At 57.4% G+C, this 20,470-nt stretch carries 19 protein-coding genes and 1 pseudogene; all 20 read right to left on the bottom strand.

Annotation, left to right across the window (positions count from 1 at the left end; all coding sequences use genetic code 11):
- Window positions 1–3: 3 nt before the first annotated feature.
- The 20 genes and pseudogenes from ASB66_RS23260 to ASB66_RS23350 all read right to left on the bottom strand — a co-directional run bounded on the left by ASB66_RS23260 (window position 4) and on the right by ASB66_RS23350 (window position 20,336).
- Window positions 4–738, bottom strand: a complete 735-nt coding sequence (locus tag ASB66_RS23260) for an alpha/beta fold hydrolase (protein ID WP_060716479.1) — start codon at window positions 736–738, stop codon at window positions 4–6.
- A gap of 90 nt (window positions 739–828) precedes the next feature.
- Window positions 829–2,886 carry a Tn3 family transposase gene (locus ASB66_RS23265; RefSeq protein ID WP_411910138.1) on the bottom strand — a complete coding sequence of 686 codons (2,058 nt, stop codon included), beginning with the start codon at window positions 2,884–2,886 and terminating at the stop codon, window positions 829–831.
- Complete coding sequence (locus tag ASB66_RS26935; RefSeq protein ID WP_234614335.1) at window positions 2,862–3,722, bottom strand: DUF4158 domain-containing protein; 861 nt, start codon at window positions 3,720–3,722, stop codon at window positions 2,862–2,864. The genes ASB66_RS23265 and ASB66_RS26935 overlap by 25 nt, the downstream gene beginning before the upstream one ends.
- A 116-nt stretch (window positions 3,723–3,838) precedes the next feature.
- Window positions 3,839–4,057: pseudogene (locus ASB66_RS27200) on the bottom strand (methyl-accepting chemotaxis protein); the annotation flags it as partial.
- A gap of 20 nt (window positions 4,058–4,077) precedes the next feature.
- The gene (locus ASB66_RS23275) at window positions 4,078–4,389 is read right to left on the bottom strand and encodes a hypothetical protein (protein ID WP_060716481.1); all 312 of its coding nucleotides are present in this window, start codon (window positions 4,387–4,389) and stop codon (window positions 4,078–4,080) included.
- Between the two features lie 44 nt (window positions 4,390–4,433).
- Entirely contained in the window at window positions 4,434–5,138 is a 705-nt protein-coding gene (gene traR, locus ASB66_RS23280) for an autoinducer-binding transcriptional regulator TraR (protein ID WP_060716482.1), read from the bottom strand.
- 120 nt (window positions 5,139–5,258) lie between these two features.
- Window positions 5,259–6,725 carry a sucrose phosphorylase gene (gene gtfA, locus ASB66_RS23285; protein ID WP_060716483.1) on the bottom strand — a complete coding sequence of 489 codons (1,467 nt, stop codon included), beginning with the start codon at window positions 6,723–6,725 and terminating at the stop codon, window positions 5,259–5,261.
- A gap of 161 nt (window positions 6,726–6,886) precedes the next feature.
- The gene (locus ASB66_RS23290) at window positions 6,887–7,918 is read right to left on the bottom strand and encodes an aldose 1-epimerase (protein WP_060716484.1); all 1,032 of its coding nucleotides are present in this window, start codon (window positions 7,916–7,918) and stop codon (window positions 6,887–6,889) included.
- 41 nt (window positions 7,919–7,959) lie between these two features.
- Window positions 7,960–9,618 carry a Na/Pi cotransporter family protein gene (locus ASB66_RS23295; RefSeq protein WP_060716485.1) on the bottom strand — a complete coding sequence of 553 codons (1,659 nt, stop codon included), beginning with the start codon at window positions 9,616–9,618 and terminating at the stop codon, window positions 7,960–7,962.
- A 371-nt stretch (window positions 9,619–9,989) separates the two neighbouring features.
- Complete coding sequence (locus ASB66_RS23300) at window positions 9,990–10,964, bottom strand: aldose 1-epimerase family protein (protein WP_060716597.1); 975 nt, start codon at window positions 10,962–10,964, stop codon at window positions 9,990–9,992.
- A 20-nt stretch (window positions 10,965–10,984) separates the two neighbouring features.
- Window positions 10,985–11,881 (bottom strand): TIM barrel protein, encoded by an 897-nt coding sequence (locus ASB66_RS23305; protein WP_012654925.1) that lies wholly within the window; start codon window positions 11,879–11,881, stop codon window positions 10,985–10,987.
- A gap of 22 nt (window positions 11,882–11,903) precedes the next feature.
- Window positions 11,904–12,431 carry an NUDIX hydrolase gene (locus ASB66_RS23310; protein WP_060716598.1) on the bottom strand — a complete coding sequence of 176 codons (528 nt, stop codon included), beginning with the start codon at window positions 12,429–12,431 and terminating at the stop codon, window positions 11,904–11,906.
- A 200-nt stretch (window positions 12,432–12,631) separates the two neighbouring features.
- Complete coding sequence (locus ASB66_RS23315) at window positions 12,632–13,450, bottom strand: inositol monophosphatase family protein (protein ID WP_012654927.1); 819 nt, start codon at window positions 13,448–13,450, stop codon at window positions 12,632–12,634.
- The gene (locus ASB66_RS23320) at window positions 13,443–14,243 is read right to left on the bottom strand and encodes a glycerophosphodiester phosphodiesterase family protein (protein ID WP_012654928.1); all 801 of its coding nucleotides are present in this window, start codon (window positions 14,241–14,243) and stop codon (window positions 13,443–13,445) included. Before ASB66_RS23320 ends, ASB66_RS23315 begins: the two co-directional genes overlap by 8 nt.
- Before the next feature lie 92 nt (window positions 14,244–14,335).
- A complete protein-coding gene (locus ASB66_RS23325) occupies window positions 14,336–15,133 on the bottom strand; it encodes a glycerophosphodiester phosphodiesterase (RefSeq protein WP_060716486.1) in 798 nt (265 codons plus the stop codon).
- Window positions 15,134–15,229: 96 nt separating this feature from the next.
- Window positions 15,230–16,105: an ABC transporter permease gene (locus tag ASB66_RS23330; RefSeq protein ID WP_041723951.1), complete on the bottom strand. Its 876-nt coding sequence runs from the start codon at window positions 16,103–16,105 to the stop codon at window positions 15,230–15,232.
- 11 nt (window positions 16,106–16,116) lie between these two features.
- The gene (locus ASB66_RS23335) at window positions 16,117–17,043 is read right to left on the bottom strand and encodes an ABC transporter permease (RefSeq protein ID WP_012654931.1); all 927 of its coding nucleotides are present in this window, start codon (window positions 17,041–17,043) and stop codon (window positions 16,117–16,119) included.
- Window positions 17,037–17,909: an ABC transporter ATP-binding protein gene (locus tag ASB66_RS23340; RefSeq protein WP_060716487.1), complete on the bottom strand. Its 873-nt coding sequence runs from the start codon at window positions 17,907–17,909 to the stop codon at window positions 17,037–17,039. The genes ASB66_RS23335 and ASB66_RS23340 overlap by 7 nt, the downstream gene beginning before the upstream one ends.
- Entirely contained in the window at window positions 17,906–18,766 is an 861-nt protein-coding gene (locus tag ASB66_RS23345; RefSeq protein WP_060716488.1) for an ABC transporter ATP-binding protein, read from the bottom strand. Before ASB66_RS23345 ends, ASB66_RS23340 begins: the two co-directional genes overlap by 4 nt.
- A 10-nt stretch (window positions 18,767–18,776) precedes the next feature.
- Window positions 18,777–20,336: an ABC transporter substrate-binding protein gene (locus ASB66_RS23350; protein ID WP_060716489.1), complete on the bottom strand. Its 1,560-nt coding sequence runs from the start codon at window positions 20,334–20,336 to the stop codon at window positions 18,777–18,779.
- Window positions 20,337–20,470: the final 134 nt, after the last annotated feature.

The following is a 20,470-nucleotide window of genomic DNA, read 5'->3' on the forward strand; positions in this document are numbered from 1 at the left end:
GCATCAACCTTGCTTGCAAAAATGTTCGTTCGGCCGATTCCTGTCAAGGCTCGCCGGGCGTAAAGACAGGATCAGCTCGTTCAGCACCCCGTTGAGATATCCGGGCCGTTCCAGTGGAACGTAATGACCACAATCTGGGACGATCTGAAGCCGCCCATGTTGTGCCTGCTTCGCCTGCTTCGAACTAGTCTTGAGACCAGGCGCAATGTCGTCTTCGCCGGTGACGACCAGAATTGGCTTCGGTAAGCTTGACAGAACCTGGTCTCTGCTCGGCCGCGTGTGAAACACCCTGACACCGTTCTCAATGTCGTGTAGCGACTGTCGAAGCGCGTTGGTCTTCGCGGTCTCGACCACCTGACAGTCGGTTGATCTTGAAAATAGCGGAGCCCAATAGGTTTCCCATGCTGCTTCTGGCCCCTGTTCCTGAAGCAATTTCAGAGCCGAAGATTGGAAGGCCGGCTCCGGCCTGTGGCGCGCTTTCGTTCCGATCAGAACCAGAGCTGCTATTCGGTCGGGTGCAAGTGCGGCAACTTCCAGCGCACAAGACCCCCCAATCGAACAACCAACGACGATGATATGATCACCTTCAACCAGCTCCAGAGCTTTGACGGCCCACTCCTCGATATTCTCACCCAAAGAATAGAGCGTTGGTGCAAAGGTCGATCCGGGCAGCAGATGCATTTGGTCCGCCCACATCGAGCCGTCGAAAGGCAACGCGTGCAAAAGCAACATTTCCATATATCGACATTCTCTTATTTGTCGCAATAATCCCAACAGAAGTTGGAATTTTGCGCTTGAGTTTTGCAACGCGCACTTTCGCGCCGCTGCTCAGGCAGCGATTTTGCCGAAATCTATCCGGCTGTCCAGATCGAGATCGAACCGGCCGTAGGGATTGACGTGGGCATAGATCAGCGGCGTGAGGCCGCGATAATCTTCCGGTGCCATGCGGCCTTCCCACAACGGTTCGGCGAGCACCGTTTGCAGCATGCGCGTATTCACATAGACGAGCGATGCTTGAGGCAGATGCAGCGCCAGCGCGGAAACCTCCTGCTCATCGGTGCGGTTGGTTGCCATCTCACCGCCCTTGCCGAAGAAGACGAACCCGTTGGCGCTGTTCCAATTTTCAACAACATTAAGCCCTTCATGAATTTCCCGACGAAATGCTTCTTGCCGTAAATAGCGACATAGAAAGATCGTCTTGACCGCGCGACCAAGCTCGCTCAACGCTCTGTAGGTCGGGTGCATCACTTCCGCCCGCGCGAAACGGCGCAGGATCGCCTCGGGGTCAGCTGTGCGCGTCTGCATGGCGGCGGCATATTTGACCATTTCGTCATATTGCTGCTCGATCTCCTCCCAGTTGATCGGGTTGGAAAGGATCGGAAGCAGGTTCGGCAATCTTGTCCGGAAGCTCGCATCCGGTAACGCCAGTTTCTGCCGGGCAATCGCCTTCAGGCGTGGGGCGAGTTCAAAGCCGAGCAACCGGCAAAAGGCAAAACCAACGGCGCTCTGCCCGTGGCTGTCGACATATTGCCGCTGGATTTCCAGATCGGTGCAATGCCGGAGAACGCCTTCGATCATCGATGCGACCTCCGATGACGAACACCGTTTGAGCTGGGAATAGACGCAGGTGGCGCGCTTTTCGACATGCCAGTAAATCATAACGCCGCGCCCGCCATAGCGGGCATGCCATTCGGTCATCAGGTTGCGATCCCAGGCTCCGAATTTAGTGGAATCCGATGCGCAGGCGGTTCCTGCATCACCCCAGACCGCTGCATTGCGAATTGCAAGCGTGGCATTGGCGACCCGACCGCAGGCTTCCCGCAAAGCGCCCGCGTGAACGAAGCGACGATGCACATGCAGAAGCTCCTCATAGCTGGCACCGGCGACCCGCTTCAGCCCGGCATTGGTGCCGAGGCCATAGAGGCAAAGAAGCAGTCGTTGATCCAGAACAGCCTTGGGCAGCGCGACGCGGGACGCCGACGTTTCGAACGCGTCGAGAAGCCCAGTGTCGAGGGCTGCTTCCTTCAGGACATCAAGAAGGCCGGTCATCGGCCAGCGCTGACCGATTTCCGATTTGATGGCGGCCAGCCCCTTCGGCTCTGGCGCTGGCTTGAAAGGCGTGATCGAAATCCGGTTTTCGCCGCGCCAGAGGATGCGAACCTTCTCGTTTCGCGGGATTGTCTCATTCAGCAGTAGCAACGCATGCTCCAACTCTTTGCGAACTGACGTTACAAATTCGCTGGCATTTCGCGTCAGGTTCAGCCGGGAGTAATAAGAGGAGCGTCGAGCCGCAAAATCCTTCGGCAGATCATCGTCGGGATTGCGGTAACGGTCAGCGCCGACAACCCAGATTTCCTTGGACCGGATGCATTCCCGCAATTGGGTCAGGACGCAGAGTTCATAACTGATGCGGTTGACCCGACCATTTCCGTCGATGACCGAACTGCGCCACTTTGCCGGGATCACGCCTTCTATCGGCACCTCGTGTTGCGGCACGAACCGGCACCCATCATCCAGCCTCGCCCTGATCCAGTCGAGAGCGGACAAGACCGGTCGCCAGACCGTATTGTTCGAGCGGAACTCAAGCACTGAAAGCAGACTTGGCAGCATTCGACGATAGTGATTGGCCCATGAATTGCGCATCACCGCGTAAATGCGGCGGTCAAGCGCGCCTTTGGCATTGCTCTCCTTGATGATCGCCGCCAGCTTTTCCTTGCCGACAATCGGGAAAATGACATCGCAAATGCGACCAACCGGATCGTCAATCGATGCTGTAGCAATATCGACGAGCAGCCGTTCCTTGCCATAGACCCGCTCAACATCTTTGGCGATATCGCCCACCACCTTTCGTTTCGACCGGGTTACGATCTTGTGCACCGTCTCCACCAGAAGACCATCGCATCCGTGATCGCCGTTTCCCGCGCCATCAGATACACCGCATAAAGCGCGAGTTGGCGAGCCTCCGTGTGACGGCGCATCTCCGACGCCTTTTCGCCGGAAACGCGGCGGACGACATGTTCAATCCACGCCGGGTTAATGTTCGAGAGAAAACGCCGGGGAAGAGCGAGCTTTCGGATGAACGACAGCCGCTCGGTGACTTCCAGAATGTTGTCCAGCGTTGCCCGACCTGCATCGGCTTTCATCGCATTGAAGCCCGTCGGTCCTTCTGCGTCAGCCAGGGAGCTTTCCATCGCTGCAACAGTCTCAGGCGGAAGCGCGGCGCTCACCTCATGAAGCCAACCATCCAGATATTGTTGGCGTTGCGAGCGAACCAGCCGTTCCAGTTCCTTGGCCGAGGGACCATAGATATCGCGATCCCGGCACCAGAGGAACACCGCCTCAAGCATAGCGCTGACAGATCGGCCGGATGGGCAAAGGTCGTCGATAATCCAGAAAGACAGCGCTTCCCGGTCCACCCGCTTCATGCGGCGAAATCCGAGATATTGTAAAATCTCGGCGCAATGCCGACGGGCAGTTCTCCCGCTGAAATCATAGCCGGATAGTTCGTCGGCTCGGACGCCGATCTGCTCGGCCAGATATTCGGCAGCATCGTTCGGGACCAATGTGCCATCGTCAGCGAAAAAACCGCGTGCGCTGAAGAACTTCAACTGCGTTGCCAGACCCAACCTTGTTATTGCCGGTTTGGAATTGATGAAATCTATGTCGGCGAAGCTCAGGCTCCATTGGCCGACAAAATCCGAACTCGAAATATCCGTACTCATTGCAACGCTCCTCAAATCGGAGCGCAATGTCACGAACAGACGCTTATCAGGTCAATCCCGCAGGCTATGTTCCCACAACGTTCTTCGGGTTGGCCAAAATCGCAGCTTCGGGCCGACTAGGCCTTTGCCGGTCCGAGCGCTGAGCCCTGGGTTGCGGGAAGCGGGAGCACGTGGGGCCCTCGCCAGGCAGTCCCGTCGGCTGGGCAATGGTGAACGCAGTTGCTGGAGGTTGGCGCCTGCTTCACATCATCGAACCTGAATTGCTCCGGCAATTCGAGCAGCGCCGTAGCTTCGCATGCAAGACTATGGCTCGCCGCCGTTTGCTCCTCGACCATGTCGTTTGTGCGTTCTCATATTAGTCGACGTTGTCGATGGTCTCGATGATGTCGCAGCTTTTGACGAGCGACGAGACACCCTGGTTCAGCAAGACAACGAGAACGTCCGTCGAAGGCACGGCAATTTCTAGTTTCTCAAGATGCATAGGCTCCCACACGTGCTCAGGATCTCTCTTCACTTCGCGCTTGAGGTAGAGAACCGCCTGGCGGGCAGCCTCTGCAGTTCCATAGAAATGCCGTTGACCCCCGTCTTCATGCCAGCGCTGCTTGCGCTGAGCGGTTGCCGGCGAATAACTGTACAATGTGCAATGCAATCCATCTGCCAATTTCATTCCTCCGGGATCCCGAGTGTGCGGCGGTCAAAATCGTATTCCGTTCAGATCAGTTTCCTTCTGATCGCGAGCGCGGTGAGATGAGCTTTGCTGCGGACGTCGAAGCGCTTCATGGCCTCGCGAAGCTTGACGCGGACACTATTGTACTTGACCTCTTCCACGTCTGCGATCTCCTCCATCGTCTTGCCGACGGCAATCCATCTCAGATAGGTCGCCTCTTTCGGATCGAGCCATGCGGCATCTTCAGCGGTGGGCGTGATCCGAAGGAAGGAGATGCGGGCATGGAGCTGCCCGACGGCCGCCGCTGCTGCAACCGCATCGATCTCCCGATCAAGCGGGATTGCCGTCCTCTCCGACGCCAGCGTGAACATCGACATCGAACCGTTGGCGGTCCTGATGGGGATGGTGATGCCGGAGCGGATGCCAAAATCGGCCGCTTGTGCATAGAAGGCGCGTTCTTCCTCCGATAGCTTCGGCCTCTCCTGTTCGCCAGACCAGGCGAAGACCTGCTTCCTGGATCTTGCGCGTTTGACGACCGGGTCGAGAGCGTCGAATTTCTTGTCGAAGTAGAGCGACCGCCAATCGTGATGATAGTTGGTCACGGCGATGATGTGCTTGTGCTGGATGTGGAGATAAGCATAGCCGGTGAAGCCGAAATGGTCGGCGACGTCCGCCAGCCCTGTTTTGAGGATGCACCCATCGCCCTCAATTGCCGTAAGATCGGTCAGCTTGTCCAGCCAATGCTGCATTCTCTATCTCCTTCTAGGTGTCGCCAGTATCCTCGTCGTCGCTGTTCGTCCGACAGTATATCGAGGACATCGATGGCTGAACTTTAGATGGGATGTGGCTTCCCGGTCTCACCAGGTTGCTCATGCGATCGCTCCTGAGAATGTGAAATCGTAGCAGCCTGAAGCCGTGATCGTTGCCTTGCCTTGAGAGAACGAAACTACTAGTTGAGCAAACTCGGTGTTGAGATTCCAGCTTAAAACAAGGCTTCCGGTGTCATCGGTTGCTACCTCGAACGATCCATTGAAGGCCGGATGGGTGTTACGGAAGCGGATCAAGTCCGACAGTCGTTTGACGAGCGGCGATTCAAGAGCGAGATCAATTTCCCGGTCTTCGTAAAAGTGCCGATTGATGTCACGCCCGACGCCCGTCTTTCCCAGCAATTCCATGTCATTGATCCCGCCCAGGAGGCCGACGTAATAGACTTGCGGGATACCGGGTGCGAAAAACTGGATTGCGCGGGCGATGAGGTAGTCGTCGTCGTTACGGCCGAGCGCGTCGTAATAGGTGCAGTTCACCTGATAGAGGTCCAGGTTAGAGGCTGCAGCGCCTGTTGCCAAACGGCTCTGTCCCTCTGAGCGCCTGTGAATCTCCTCGACCAGATGGTCGATTGCCTGCGGTTCCAAAAGTCCGGGTCGGCCATCACTGTGCGCGCCGACATCGATGACGCCGATCCCGTCGTGAGTGTCGAGGACGGTGATTGCGTTGTGAGGGCTGATCTCCAGCCAACGCGCCAGCGCTGTCGCATCGCCCGTGAACAATGAATGCAATATCAGTGGCGGCAGCGCAAAATCGTATACGCGGTCAACCTTGCTGGCGATTTCGATCTGGTCACGATAGTAGCTGTGAATTTCGACAAGAACCTCCATCCCGCGATCCCGTGCCTTCTCGGCCAGCTTGGCAAGGAAGGCATAGGTCTCATCAATCATGAAGCAACTGGTTCCGGCCTTCTTGATCGCGTAGCCGGCGGCATCGAGGCGGATTGCCGTCACGTTGGCTTCAGCAAAGCGATCGAGGATAGTCTCCAGGTATAAAGCGCCATGGGCACTGTGGACATCGATGTCGATCTGTTGGGGGGTGAATGTGGTCCACAGCATCCGCTGGCTGCCATCTGCAAGCGTGGCCTTTGAAAACGGCAGCCCAGGGCGTGGCCGATAGATATTCAGGAGATCCTGCTCGCTGGCACCACGGGGAAAGGCCTTGCCAAATGTCATGAACATGTCTGCGAATTCTGAATCAGATCCTTTTGCGATGAAGTCCTGGAACCAGCTCGATTGCGCCGAGACATGGTTGACAATGAGATCGGCCATGATCTCCACGGAGCCGGCGAGGGCGCGAACATCATCCCAGCTACCGAGGCGAGGATCGACAATCGTGTGATCGGTGGGATCGAACCCGGCATCAGCGCCGTCGATCGGGTTGAAGAAAGGCAAGGCATGGACGCCGCCGAACAGGCCTTGTAGCCTCCCGTCGAGCAAAGCTCTCAACTCGGGGAAACCACCTCCGCTTAACCGGTCGACGTAGGTGATAAGTTGTACACTGTTTTTCATTCAAAACTCTCGGTCTACTGTCTGGCGCTTGAGGTACGTTGGTCTTCGACTTCTGTAAGTTGCTTCAGTCGAGGACGGTCGACTTTCTCCAGGACAGCTGTCGATCAAGGTCCGCTCGTCCAAAAAAGAGCATCGAAAGAGCCTCGCCGATGAGATTGTTGTCATGATCTCTCGCCTTCCTCGTACGTGAATCCGCACCGGAAGGTTCGAGTTATCCCCGGATCGAGAAGTAAGTGATCGATGCGACCCGGCAGATTGAAGGCGTTTGTCAAATCTTCAACGGGTTCGAGCGCGATGGACCTGCGTCGATCCCTCGCAAGGGTGTCACCCGTGAAAACGTGCATGTGCCCGCGTTCTTGCCATACCGACAATTCCGCTCCAGAGCCCGGATCAACAAGGATCGTGCGTAGAGTGCCTCTCTCATTCACGAGGTTCGTAAAGCAGCAATCGAGAACCCGATCCCCAATCCTCTCCGGCTCGTTGAAGGTATCGTCGTCTCGAAGCTTCACCTCGCCGTTCGACGCGACCTTGGGGATGAGATCAACGGTTTCGACAACAGACCGCGATGGAACCTGCAAAATCAGATCATCGATCGCGGTGGTTCCGGGCAATCTGAAATAGGGGTGCCATCCAGCAGCATAGGGAGCTCGCTGTTGGCCGAGGTTCGTGGTGGCGATCTGAAGCTCGACCTCATGTGCAGAAAACATATATACAACGGAGATTCTAAGATCGTACGGGTAGCCGGTGGCGCCGACATCTGCCGTTTTATGGATGAGCTCGATCCGGAGATTGTCTCCGTCAGAATCGACCTGACCAAGCGCAAAAAGCCTGACACGTGCAAATCCGTGATAAACCTCATCTTCGCCTTCGGCGATCGGCGAAAGCTCGTGGACACGGCCGTCGAAATCGAATCGACCTCCTGTGAGGCGATTGGTAAACGGAGCGAGGATTCCATTGCGGACGCCGTTCTGCGACTTCAGTTCGTGCAGGTCACGATAGCCGTCAACGAGGCTTTCGTCTTCCAGACCATCGACGCTTCTTGGCCACCAGTCGAGAAGCGTGGCGCCTTGCAAAGCTATTCGGGCACGGTACCGGGGCCCTGTAACCTCGATCGTTTCCATCCCCTGCATCGTCTTCGACGATATTGTCGTATGGCTTTGTCCTGAATTGGTACTGAGCACCAGTTTCTCCATAATCGAGCGTCCGACCCATCGAATTGGGCCGTCGAATGTTCCTATGCGTCAGGCGCAGAATTGCTGGTGAGAAGCCGGCTTTCTCCAAGCAGGCCCTCTTCGTCCATGATTGGATGCGCCACCGAGGTGATGTGAGCATTGATCCTTTTGAGATCGCGAAGGATGTCGAGATGAAGTGAACTCGTTTGCAGGCTGTCGGCGCGCCCGTCGCGCAAGCGTTCCAGATGACGCTCCGAAGAGCGTTTCTCCATGCGGCGTACGTCGATCTTCCTTTCCATCAGCTGCGTGGCGAGTTTTATGTCGCGAGTAATCAGGATCGTTTGCGCGATCCTGAGGTTGTCGATTGTCAACTGGAAAAGCTGCTGGAGTTCCTCGAAACCATCGTCTGAGAACTTCAGGCCCTGCGCGACCTTTTTCGTGACTTCGGGCACCAGGCCTTTTTCGATGATGTCGCCGATATGTTCGAGATTGATGGCGTAGTCGATGATGACAATCGATCTGCGCCCCTCTTCCTCCGACAGCCCGTTACGTCCCAGCTTTGAAAGATAGACTTTGATCTCCTGCTGCAACCGATCGACCTGACGCTCGAGAGAGGTAATGTCCGCCAGTCTCGCGGTGGTGTTCCGGTCGAAGGCATCGGAAACCTTCAGGAGCATCTTCTCGACAATATCGCCGACGCCGAGCACCTCTCTCGCCGCACTGGCCAGAGCGACGACCGGCGTCGAAAGTTCGTCCGTGTCGAGGTAGTTGGGTGTGTTTTCCGCCTGGGTTTGATCCGGGATGAGAACTGCCATCCAGCGAGCGATAAGCCTTGAGCATGGCCAGGCGAGCGCCGCAAGCGCAAGGTTGAAGGCAAGATGCGCATCGACGGGTAGTTTCGATGGCGGGAGCGGTATCAAGGCGAGCCATTCAGCCAAAGACTGGGCGATGGGCAAGGTCAACAAACAACCAATCGCCCGGACGATCAGATTGCCGAGGGTAACGCGCCTCGCGGCGCTTGAGCCTGACAGCGATGCAATCACGGGGGGAATGGCTCCGCCGAGATTTGCACCAAGGACCAGTGCGACGATGAGGCCACCCGACGGCATGCCTGCCGACGTCAGTGACAGAATGAGGATGACGGCGGCGAGGCTTGACGATGACACGAAGGCAATGACGGCTGCGAAAATCATAGCCACCGGCCAGGCGTTGTCGAGCAAACCGACAAAGGCTGCAAGCGCCGCAGAATGCCGCAAAGGCTCGGTGGCGGTGCTCAGCAGATGGAGAGAGAGCAACATAAGGGCTATGCCGATCAGTGCCGCTCCTGCGCCTTGGCGAGATGTCGAGCCACTCCGATGAAGTATGATGCCAAGAAAAAGGAGAACGGGTGAAATCCATTCTATGCCGGTTGCCACAATCCATGCCGTGACAGCCGTTCCAACGTTGGCGCCGAGCAGAACTACCTGCGCCATCCTTGGCTTGATCAGCTCCCGTTCCACAAAGGACGAGACCATCAGTGCTGTTGCCGTGGAGCTTTGAAGGGCGACGGTGGCGACGAAGCCGGAGAGGAAAGAACGGGGACTGCTGCGCGTTCCCGTTGCGAGACCAGATCGCAATCTGGCTCCCAATGCGCGGGTCGCGCCGTCCTTCACCTGAGAGAGGCCGAACAAGAGCAATGCCACGGCGCCAAGCAGATTGATCATGACGATGGTCGATTCCAACGGCTATTCCTTTCTCGATCGGCCGGGCACACCGCACGACTGAACGTTGACCGCTGAAGGTGATGGTATGGACACGGGTTTGGCCGACGCGCGTCGCGCGATGAGGATCCTCACGTATTTCGTCGATCCAGCAGCTTGAAAAGGTCGGTGGACAGCAAGGGAGGATCGCTGCCCACCGTTATCCTGCCGACTTTGCCACGCGGGCAGGATAAGTGTCTTGTTTTGGCGAAAGGCGCTGGCCTTGGTGGGAGCGACAGGGAAGAGCTCAAGCTTGCTTGTCTCTTGATCTGCACCAGCAGACATCGGTCGCCAGGGAGCTCTTGCCATTTCGCGAGGCCCCTCGCGCGGGGCTATGTGCTTCGATCCCGCCGTCATTCTTGAGTGAAGCTCAATTGCAAAGAATAGCTACGGCTCTCACCAGGGCCGAGTTTTCCTCCTTCAGCCGGCCGAAGATCCGAGCGCGGCTCGATGCCAAGCGCAAAGACTCCCGACTGATATGCCCGCCATGCCGCGAACTTAGGAAGGGCGCTCTGGTCATATTTCAAAGAGACGGCAAACCCACACGTCGGGTTGTGAAGTCTGATCGGTGCCTCGTGTGGCGTTACACGGAAATCGACGTGGTCGACTTTCTCGCCAAAGCCATCCTGTGGAACGGGCGGCGTGGAATTGATCTCAGCGAGGATCCCCTCCGGAAGTCCGGCGATCGTCAAGCCGTCATCCAGAAAGGGATAGCCGAAGTTCAGATGATAGAGGATTGCATGGTCCGAAGGTCGGAAGCTGCGGTTCGTAATTGTGTCTTCAATGATCAGAGCGGTTTCGAAAACGGGGAGGGTGATCTTGCGATGCAGTTCCAAAACCTCGCCAAAGACGCTTGCCTGGCGTACGATCCCCTCGCATACGATTCTCAAGGTTCCTGGTTCTACAACATATCGATGCAGTCGCGCTTTCTCAGTCGAGATCCTGCCATGCTGGGGCATCCTCCGGGTTCTCAGGTTGGGATAGTTGTAGTGCCCTACGTCGGCGTCATAAGGCCTGCTGTACTGATCCAGGCCGCATGTGACCATGAAGCCATCGAAATTGCGGAAAAAGCCCAATCCTTCCTCGGAGTCGGGATCGTGGGTCGGAAACACCATTTGAGTCGGAGAATGCCATCCGACATTGGTGCCTCTGAACGACAGGCCCGAAACATCGAAGCCTCGATCGACCGCGATTTCGAATGCGACGCCATTTGCATTTCGGCCGATCAACAGTCGCTGGCCGCGCCCTGGTCCGTCGTCCAGTGTCACAAGCCGAATATCTGCCAGAGCACGCAGATCTGCTGTTCGTCTTAGGAGATCAGTATCCATGTCGAAGCCCTCGGCCATCTTCATCGACCTCGATTTAAGTCGATCAGCTCATGGGCGCGCTGAAGGCAGTCCGGTTGTTCGCTGCGATAGCGAGAGTTGATCTCCATCATCAGGATGGTTTCCGGAAGGAAGTCGAGTTCGGCAAAGATTTCGTCGAAAGGGATATCGCCCCACCCGAGAGGCATGTGTAAGTCGCCGATACCCAGTGCCGTGTATTCCTGGGGGAAATGTCCCTTGTAGAATTCAAACGGTCGGCCAAAGGAATCGTGGACATGCAGATGACCAGCGACCGGGGCCATGGCGCGGAGCTGATCGCGAAAATCAAGGCCCCGATAGGTTGATTCGAGATAGGCGTGACTGAAGTCGATCAGGGCTACGACATTCGGGTGGTTGACGGCCTTTACCGTCGCCGCAACCTCGGCCGGAGTTTGACGATACTGGCCCGGCTCTGTGGTAAAAATATTCTCGAAAGCGATGCGAACACCGTATCCTTTGGCGTGCTCGCCCAATTCGGACAGGGCTTCGCGTTGGCGCTCGTCAGCGCTGGCGCGTTCAGCAACCTGGTCGGCGCGAAGAAACCCCGCGTGCTGGACGAGGACGCGCGCGTTAATGCTGTCGCATATCTCGACCAATGCCTTTGCAGCATCGACCTGATACCGGTGCGTGGCGGGGTCCATGAAGTTCGAGGACACTAGGCCGTGGACGGTATAGCGAAAGGAGAATGTCTGAAGCAGGGTCCTGAGCCGATTGGCTCGCTCTTTGATGATACGGCCGCCCGCGATCAGATCGAGGCTGGAAAGGGCCAGTTCGACCGTGTCGACGCCGATTGACTGAAGCCGGCGCAGATCTCTCTCGAGGCTGCCAAGCTCGCCGTCTGCCGATGCCGTATTGAAGCCGGTTGCAATGATATTGCTCATAGTGATTTCCGCTCCTCATGTTTCAGCCCGCCTTGGAGGCGCCGCCTGCGGTCCGTTGCTTTTCTCGTTGTTCCAGTCTCGCGAAGAGGCCGCGCAGTTCCGGCTCTCCGACCGCAGATGCCGCCGTGCTCGGGCTGAACCATTGAAGATCGCGCTGATGGCGCTCCGGAAAGTCATCTTCCGTTGTCTGGACATCGAGAAGATGAACCTGCACCGTTGCCGGGATGAGCTCACCGTCATCGAGCCTCTTGACATAGGTGAAGTGACCCCAAGCCTTTTTTCGGACGCGCCCCCGGACACCTGCCTCTTCCCAGGCCTCCTGGCTTGCGACCTCGTGCGGCTTCTTTTTCCCCATTGGCCAACCTTTGGGTATGACCCATCGACCGGTCCCGCGGCTGGTGATGAGAAGAATCTCAATTGGGCATGAACTTTCGCCGGTTCGCCGGTAGCAGATCGCCGCGTACTGGGGCCTGCTCTCTCTGTTCCAGAGCTTGTCTGCTACCAGGGTCAACCGCGTTAAAGCTGTTTGTCCTGCAGGTTCACCGGGCATGGCGTGATCCACCCTCAAATTGAGAAAGCGATGGCGGCCATCCTCGGTGAGGGGCACGCTCTACGAACTGAATGTTCCTTTCCGAAGCAGCATCGCCCTGAAACAAGGGACCGCGCCCGGCTTTTGAGGGGCGCCGCGACCAGCAATGACGCGGCGCCCGGATTGCGAAGAGGTGTCCAATCAAACCGCCAGGGCCGCGACTATGCAGCCGCAGAGACCTTTTCGATCAGCGGGCGCACCTTGCTCAGGAATTCCTCGCTTCCACACGCAAAGCGGAGCTTCGAAGAGAGATCGATGCTGTCCCAGTCGATCGTATTGGAGATACCCAGATTGCTGAGTATCGGCAGTGCTGCCATCACATCCCAGGTCGAATCCCCGAGCGACACGTAGCCGTCGGTCTCGCCCATCGCCACTTCGATCATCGACAGCGTCGCCGCCCCGCAGAACCGGAAGCTGATATTCAGGTCATCCGAAATAAAGCGAATGACCTCCAGCCGGTCAGCCGTCGATGCCGAGGGGTGATAGCTAAAACCGGTCGAGGCGCGCGACATATCAAGCGCAGGCAGCGGCTTGATCGGTTGACCGTTGAGTTGAGTCGGAACAGTCTTCCCGCCGACCAGAGTCAGATCTCGAACAGGCGCATAAATCACCCCAAATGATGGACGACGGTTCTCGTAAAGGCCGACCGAGATTGCCCAGTTCTGGCCGCCGCGGACGAAGTTGAATGTTCCGTCGATCGGATCGATGACCCAGACGCGACCGGAGGTACCAGCGATCTCGCCACTCTCCTCACCCATGATGCCGTCATCCGGGAATGCCTTTCGCAAGCTGGCAATCAGAAATTCCTCAACGTCCTTGTCAGCCTCGGTAACGAGATCAAGGTGTCCCTTTGTCTCTACCGGAAGGCTCGACAGGGAACGAAAGTGAGCAAGGGCGCGCTCGCCGGCTTTGCGCGCGATCTTCTCGACAATGGCCGCGGTATCTTGGCCCGCAGACTTCGGATTATTCTGATCAGCCATTTGCTTCTTCTTTCAGCCTTGCAACCTGTGCGACGTCGTCTCCGAGTAGCTGGTCGAGCTGACCATCGCGAATCCCCTGAACGACCTGAGCTTCGACATTGACGCCGTACTGCATCAGCTTTTCGTGATGTCCGGCTGGCAAATAGCAGAATGCCGCGAAGCCCTCGTCCCGAAGCTGGCGCGCCTCGCCGCTGGCGAAGTGGTAGATCTCAATGTTCATCGCATCGAGATTGGCCTGGCGGGCAATAGCGGCAGGGTCGATCAGGCGGGAGTGCATGAGACCAACGGTCGGCACTTCCGGTATCGCTGCTTTCACGGCCTTCAGCTGGACATAATCGAACGAGGAGAACTGAATAAGGTCGGCACAACCCAGTTGGTCGACGAGCGCTCTCAGCTTCGGGAAGAAGATGTCATTCTGGTCGTAGATCTTGAGCTCGACCTGATAGATCATGTCGAGTTCACGGGCGAGCTGAAGGGCATCTTTCAGCAGCGGGATCCGTTCTCCGGCAAATTGTTCGCCGAACCAGCTTCCGGCGTCGAGCCTGGAAATCTCCGAATAGGTCATGTTCTGGACGAGACCGCGACCGTTGGTGGTCCGGTCGACCGTCTTGTCGTGAATGAGGACCAGTTCGCCATCGCGCGTGATCGAGAGGTCGGTCTCGCAGGTGACCTTGGGGCCCCCGAATTCGGATGCCTTTCTAAAGGCTGTGAGCGTATTCTCCGGAGCGCCGGCGCTATGGCCTCGGTGACCACCAAGACGCAGAGTCTGCGGCGTCATTCTAAGCGGATTCATTTTCTTTCCTTTCGTTCAACCGAACTGCGCGTTGGGAGATCACGCAGGTAATTTCTGTCGGCATACAAAAACTGCCCATCTCCAGGCGGATGTCAGCTTGCGCTGCGCACGACGCGTTCGACCCAGGCAACGTCGTCGCCCAGCAATTGGTCGATATGTCCATCTGATATCCAACCGGCCACACGGCGTTCGATATCGTCGCCATAGGAGGCTCGACGCTCGATCTCCTTTTGGGTTGCGATGACGACGACAGTGGCTGCGATGCCATTCCTGTGGAGCAGGATTGCCTCCTCTGGCGAGAACCGGTGCCAATCGAACTGAAGCGCATCGAGATGCGCCTCTTTCGCAAGCGCGACCGGATCCATGAAGCTGGTGTGGCTGAGACCGACGGTCGGGACCTCCGGGATCTGTCTCTTGATGTCCCGAAGTTGCCTGAAGTCGAGCGACGAAAACCACACGACGTCGTGGGCATCCAGCTCATCGAGCAACGCAGCCGTCTTCGGAAAGAGCAGGTCGTCCAGTCCCTGAACCTTCAGCTCAAGTTGCAGCAGCATCCCGTTCTCCCGGGCAAACACGATGGCCTCGCGCAATGTCGGTACGCGCTCGCCTTCAAACTCCGGAGAAAACCAACTGCTGACATCGAGCGCCTTGAGTTCGGCCAGCGTCATCTTTGACACCAAGCCTTTGCCGTTCGATGTGCGGTCGACCGTGGCATCATGGAAAAGGATCAACTCACCGTCGGCCGACAGGACCAGATCGGTCTCGCAAATGGTTGCACCGAGCTCCTTTGCCATGCGGAAGGACGCAAACGTGTTTTCAGGCGAAGCGACAAGGTGACCGCGGTGTCCGCAGATATGAACTGTCCCGGTCTCTGATCGTAAAATCGACATGGTATAAATCCTGTCACTGGCTAAGTACGCCGTCCGGACGCCGGTTGTGGACTATCTGGCCGGAGTGGGGCGTCAGACGAAATTAAACCGTTCCGGTCATTTCAGCGTGGGGTCGAAGATGTCGCGCAACTGATCGCCGATAAGGCTGATGGTCAGTCCAAGTACGAAAATGACGACTCCGGGAACGATCGAAATCCACCATTCCGTCATGATGTAGTCGCGGCCCGCACCAACCAGCGATCCAAGGCTGACCATCGGTGGCTGCACACCGAGCCCAAGGAAGCTCAATGAAGATTCCAGAATCAGAACCTCGGGCATCACGACCGTGAACGTGACGAGCACGATGGCAAGAATGTTGGGAAGAACGTGCTTCACCGCGATACGGAAGCTGCCGGCGCCATTGCGATGCAAGGCAGCGATATACGGTTTTTCCAGTTCAAGACCGGCCATGGTCCGCGTCAGTCGCGCGAAACGCTCCCACCCGAACAAGCCAAGCAGGCAGATGAAGAGCGTCAGGCTGTTTCCGAGGAAGGCCAATACCGTTAGTGCGATGATGATAAACGGCATGGATGCCTGGAAATCGACAGCTACCCGGATAATGGCATCGGCGAGACCACGGCGGAAGGCGGCAATAAGGCCCAGCGTGGTGCCGATGGTCATGCTGATGATCGCCGCACCGAGCGATATCATGATGCTCATGCGCAGTGCATAGAAGATGCGGCTGAGGATATCGCGCCCCATCTCATCCGTGCCGAACCAGTGCACGGCGCCGGTCCCGACGTGAAGCGGCGGCATCTTACGCGCCTTCAGGTCAATCTGAGCAAATCCGTATGGTGCCAGTTTGTCGGCGAAGACGGCCAGGCAAATAGCTGCAACCATCACGAAAAGGCACATGGCCAGCAGAGGGTTGATGCGCGGCAGCTTCGAGACGAGGTCGGAGCTCTTCGGTGTAGCGGGCGTAAGATCTGTCATGGATGCCTCCTTCAAGACCGGTTCGAGTAGCGCAGGCGCGGGTCAGCCAGCGTCTGGAGGAAATCGACGAGCAGATTTGCACTGACCATGGCGATCGTGATGAGAATGACGATAGCCTGCACGACCGCGACATCGCGGGACGCCACGGAACTGATGAGGAGGAGGCCGACGCCGGGCCATGCGTAGACGGCTTCAACGACCGCCGATCCACCGATCATTCCACCAAGCAGAAATCCGAGCAGTGTCAGAAGTGGGAGGGCCGCGTTCGGCATCACATGCCTGACGATAAGTCCCCACTCCGAGACACGACGCGCGCGCGCCGCGAGGATATAGCGTTGGCCCATGACCTCGAGGGCGCTGGAGCGAACGAACCTCGCGATGACTCCCGCGTTGTAAAGACCGATTACCAATGTGGGCATCACCAGGTGAGCGAGCGTCGATCCTCCGCCGGACGGCAGGATCCGCAATTTCACGGCGAAGAGCTGGATGAGGAGAATTCCGGTCAGAAAAGTCGGGACGGAATGGGTCAGCACAGCAAGGCCAATCACGGTCCGGTCGACGATACCGCCACGGTAACGTGCGGCCACGATGCCGAGTGGAACACCGACGACGAGAGCAAGTACAAGTGCTGCCGCCATGAGCTGCAAAGTGGCCGGAAGCTTTCCGAGGACTGTACCGAGCGCGTCTTGGCCGCTACGTAGCGACACTCCGAAATCCCCGGTCAGCATGCGCCCGATATAAGCGAAATACTGTTCGGTGACAGGACGATCCAGACCCCATTGCTGGCGCAGCATCTCGATGACCTGGGGTGGGGTTTCGACACCAAGAAGCGAAGTCATCGGATCGCCGCTGATGCGAAGCATGACGAAGGTGAAGGTGATGACGAGCCAGACCGTTAAGATTGCGCGCAGGACTGCGCTGGTCATTGTGTTCAGCATGATGCAGCCTCCGTAGGTATCTGGCGGTTGGATGCGGAATCCGCCGAATTTGCCCGGCGCCTGCCTTTCGGGACCGCCGCGAGCAGTTTCACCGTGTAGGGATCGGAGGGCCCGGCAAAGACTTTTGCGGTCGGTCCTGTCTCCACCACGCGACCGGCCTGCATCACGACGACGCGATGCGACACATGCCGCACCACGCGCACATCATGGCTGATGAACAGGATGGAGAGACCGCGCTTCTCCTGAAGATCGAGCAGGAGATTGAGAACCTGTGCCTGGACCGACACGTCCAGCGCCGAGACAGGTTCGTCGCAGAGCAGGATCTTCGGTTCGGCAACGAGCGCCCTGGCGATGGCGGCGCGTTGCCGCTGGCCGCCCGACATCTGATGGGGATAGCGGTCCAGCATCGCGCTTGGAAGTGCGACTGCATCGAGCGCATCCCTGGCCATATCACGCCGATCTGTCTTGCGTCCGATCGAATGAATGGCGAGCACTTCCTCGATCTGGTGACCGATCGTATGGCGCGGGTCGAAAGCGCCAAGCGTATCCTGGGCGACGACTTGAAGGACACGTGCCAGGCGCCGACGGTTCGGCCGGAGATACGTTTTGAATGGCTCGCCGAACAGCTCCAGCGATCCGCTATCGGGATTGCGGTCACCGCAAAGAAGTGCGGAAAGGGTCGATTTACCGCATCCAGACTCACCGACCAGACCGAGCGTTTCGCCCTGGCCGAGGGTGAGGGAGACGCCGCGGACGGCATGGTGACCCTTGCGGCTATTCGGCAAAAGTGAAAAGCCGGATTTGTAAGTGAAATCAAGATCGCGGGCTTCGAGAACGGTCGTCCTGCCCAATGTTTCCAGACTCATGGCGAGAGCTCCGTTTCGTTTGTTGATGCTACGGCTTCGAGCCGCCAGTTCTGAGGCATTTCCACCAACCTGGTCAGCGGTTCGCCGTGTCCTGGCATCGCGTCCAGCAGGAGGCGTGTGTAGGGATGGCTCGGCCGCTCGTAGATATTCTCAGTCGTATCGATTTCCATGATTTCGCCGCCGTACATGACGACGATGCGATCACAGACCTCGGCGATTAGATCGAGATCATGGCTGATAAAGATCATGGCGATGCCGCGTTTACGGACCAACGAAACGAGAAGCGAAACGACCTGGGCCTGAACAGTAACGTCCAGGGCCGTCGTCGGCTCATCTGCAATGACCAGGTGCGGTTCAAGAGCAAGGGCCGTTGCGATCATGACGCGCTGGCACATGCCTCCGGAAAATTGCGAGGGGTAGTAGTGATAACGCTTTTCAGGCTCGTCGATCGCGACGTCCTTCAGGAGCTGCAGTGCTATCTTGCGAGCTTCTTCCGCAGAGTGTCCGGCACTTCTTGCGGCCTCGGCGATTTGTTCGCCAACAGTTCGCACCGGATTAAGACAGGAGACCGGCTCCTGGAAAATCATACCGATCGGTGGAAGCATTTTCGACGCAAGTGCCCCTGGCAGATCGGAGGCTTCAAATGCGTGGTCGCCGATCGTCACCGTACCGGAAGCATGAGCCATAGCCGGCAGGAGGCCGGCTATGGCGAGGCAGGAGAGCGATTTTCCCGAACCGCTCTCTCCCACGATCCCAAGAATTTCGCCTTCCTTGACATCGAAAGAGACGGACTTGACTGGAGTCAGTTTCAAAAAGGAAATGCTCAAGTCTCGAATGGAGAGAACGGGTTCACTCATTGGCGCATCCTCATTTGGTGGTGTTTGCGAAGGACAGGCTTTGGGCGCCGAGGTCCATGGCGAAAGTCTGCTTAGGCTCCCACTTCAACTTGTTGGAAATCCCGTAGAAGACGGCGTTCTGGTGCAGGACGGTGATGCCCGGATCCTTTAACTCGATGATGTCCAGCATGTCGGAAAAGATCTTGGCGCGATCAGCCGGATCGATGGCCTGTTCGAGCTTCGCACCGAGAGCGTCGAATTCCGGGTTCTCCCAGATCTTTTGTGTACCCATCGTTGCGGTCTTTGCGAACGAAAGCGCGTACACGGATACATAAGGATCCGAAACGATGGCAGTGCTGGACCAATTGCCCGTCGCGCGAGCATTTGTGTTTTCGAATAATTTGCCGGCTTCGACAAATTCCAGCTTGGCATTGATACCCACGGCCTGCCACATAGCGACAATGGCCTCGCTGACCGGGTTTTCTGCCGTGTAATAGTTGTTCTGCGACCGGATCGTGATCTGCTCGCCGTTATAGCCGGCGTCCTTCAGGAGCTGCTGCGCCTTTTCTGGATTGTACTCGGGCTTTGGACGATCCTTCAGGTAGATCGGTCCGAATTCCTTGAACTGCGCGCCATTCGGGACGACGGTTTTTCCATCCCAGATGGAGTCGACGATTGCCTGTCGATCAATGGCCAGGCTTAGCGCCTGGCGAACGCGCGGATCCTTGAGCACAGGATTGTTCTTGTCGTAGAACAGGATGCGATTATTCGGAACCGGACCGCCGACGATCTTCGCCTCATTTGATTTGTTTACAACGTCGAGCTGGTCCGGCGGAAGATCGGTGACGATGTCATAGTCGCCCGCGAGAAGACCGGCGATGCGCGACGAGACCTCCGGCACCACTTTGAAAGTAACGGTTTTAGCATTGGGCTTACCGCCGAAATATAGATCGTGAGCAGCCAGCGTGACATGATCGTTCGCGATAGACTCAATGACCTTGTACGGGCCCGCGCCGATTGGCTTCTGCTTCCACTTGACCCAGTCGCCGCCCATCTTCACCCAGGCGTCCTTGCTGATGACAACGGCGGAATAGTTCGCCAGACGCTGCAACAAGACGGGATCCTTGAACTTCGTGACGAAGCGCACTGTTTCCGGATCGACAACGTCGACATGATCAAGGCTGCTAAAGCTTGTCAGGTAGGTTGGATATCCAGGCGCCTTTGGATCAGTCAAGCGTTCCGGACCAAACGAAAATGCCACGTCGTCTGCGGTCATTTCACGGCTGTCGTGGAAGATGACGCCCTTGCGAAGCTTTATTTCCAGGGTCGTGTCGTCGATCCATTTCCACGAGATCGCAAGGTTCGGCCGAACCGTGTAATCGTTCAGGTCGAGCTTTAGCAAAGTTTCGTGGATCGATGGGTTATTGCGGAACGCGGCGTTGGATGCCTGGTCGACCGGCTCCTGGGTCTCGGGGTTTTTCTGAACTGCTATTCTCAAGTCGCGACGATTGTCCTCCTGAGCGACGGCTGCCCCGGCCGCCAGCGAGGCAATGACGAGTGCCGTCGACGCAATGAATGTTCTTCTCTTCATATTCTCCACTCCCTGACGAGGCCGGTCAGCTGGGCTGTACCGAGCCGGTGCTTCTTGCTTTCACTCCCTGTCGCCGACGCTATGTTGGCGACTTCCCCCACGCTTTGATCCGGCGAGACGAGACCTGAGACGGG

This window comes from Gillisella vitis, assembly GCF_001541345.2.
Classification (GTDB): domain Bacteria; phylum Pseudomonadota; class Alphaproteobacteria; order Rhizobiales; family Rhizobiaceae; genus Allorhizobium; species Allorhizobium vitis.